Below are 1,685 nucleotides of genomic sequence, written 5' to 3'. Positions count from 1 at the left end.
CTTCTCCTTTCCATATTTGGGAAACGCTAAAGGTGGCGCTACCTGCTGCATTCACACTGATCACTTTACCAGCAAAGACAGCCGTTGCTCCCTTTAAGGCATCTTGTGGTGACGGGAATTGGGAGCATCGGCAAGCATACGCTGGTTTATTCGTCGTTACCAAAATCGTGGTCAACAAAGCAGCCGCCACCAGTAAAATGATTACTAGCTTGAGAATTCGATTTACAAAGTGTTTTCGGTTTCTGCTCATTAATTTCAAATTAGTATGTTAGTAGCATTATGCACATACATCTTAAATATCCAATTTTACGGAATTGAGCGTAATGTTCCTTTTGTGGCGAATGGATAAGGCACTGCACGAGAATTTCAATTGCTGCTAACGGGTGCTTGACTCAAGGGAGGACACCTATACAAAAAACTGCCCTGGGTCATGGTCAGAGCAGCGCTTCATAGGGAGAATTAAATAAGGGACTTTTAAAATCTTGTCCATGTTTTACATATAATTCGTTCGCTATGTAATACTCTTCAGTTCAAGTTTTGTAATTTACGCAAAAAGAGCGAAAAACTTTTAAAGCTATACTATACAGGGATTAGACGCAATCAACCAAGCCCAATGCAACACCCTTAGCTAAATGCGTGTTAACCAATGGTTATCAAAATTTGCTCAAACATGAATGCATCATTACTCCAAGGAGCAATCGTAGGCTGTGGAGGGCGGTTGTGGCAAGGGCACAGAAGAGGCGATCACTTACATTAGGCGCACTTCCATAAAAATATTCTACCGAGTTATTCACATTAATAGAGTATATAAATTTACTATGATCACCTTTTACCAGATTCAGTTTATATATTGGTAAGTATTTATACCTCTGCATAAGTACTACACAAGGGCGATTGTGTGCGATGGCGTACCCGCCCACCTTCTTGTGATCGCTCAAGGCAAGGCTGTCGTGAAGTACCGCAGATTACAATGGCGGCAATCGCCATTGCAACCGTGTTTTGAGGGAGCAGTACAGGCTAAAAATGAGCAAACTATAAATTTTATTTTAAAGATTTGATGAACTTCAGCACAAACACTAGTTTTTTTTGCTATGTGGAGTATTTTCATTGTAGTGCAAAAAGGTATTCACATTTATTCAGTACCTAACATGAGCTAAATCTTAGGATTTAGTTTATTCGCTCAGGAGCATTACAACTATGTCTAAAAAAAATATTTTCAACAAAATTACTACCGCTCTGGCCACTAGTACCGCCCTTTCTCTGGCGTTCATGGTAGATTTACCTAAAGCTAAAGCATTTTCCCTAATTCAGGAAGATTTGTTTTTTGGACGTAATATTGCCGGAGGTCAAGAGGTATCCCAGAGAGAGTTTCAGGCTTTTGTTGATGGTGTAATTACCCCTCGTTTCCCATCGGGTTTAACAATTTTTGATGCCAATGGGCAATTCTTGGACAGTACAGGAAAACTCATCGAAGAACCTGCTAAAGTTGTTACCCTTTTCCGAGAAGATACTCCAACAAACGAAGTTTTTATCAGCGAGATTGTTAGGGCATACCGTAAGCAGTTCAATCAGGAAAGTGTTTTGCAAGTGGCAAACTTTGACGAGCTTGCAGTTAGCTTCGATTCAGGTGAGGATTTATTTAACAACAGTTCAGTTCCAAAGCTCATCCAAACGGATTTATTTTT

General features: G+C 40.0%; 2 protein-coding genes. One reads left to right on the top strand and one right to left on the bottom strand.

Features of this window, described 5'->3' with window-relative positions; all coding sequences use genetic code 11:
* The coding region (locus H6G97_RS50985; protein WP_199350213.1) for a hypothetical protein at positions 1–250 on the bottom strand (250 nt) is incomplete at its 3' end.
* Positions 251–1,197: 947 nt separating this feature from the next.
* On the opposite strand from H6G97_RS50985, the gene H6G97_RS50980 reads away from it, so the two are divergent.
* Positions 1,198–1,685 (top strand): DUF3574 domain-containing protein (locus H6G97_RS50980; protein WP_190947765.1); only part of this gene is annotated, 488 nt, incomplete at its 3' end.

The sequence above is a fragment of the Nostoc flagelliforme FACHB-838 genome, assembly GCF_014698065.1.
Taxonomy (GTDB): domain Bacteria; phylum Cyanobacteriota; class Cyanobacteriia; order Cyanobacteriales; family Nostocaceae; genus Nostoc; species Nostoc flagelliforme_B.
The sequence above is the reverse complement of the archived record's forward strand: the minus strand, read 5'-3'. Positions and strand labels throughout refer to the sequence as shown.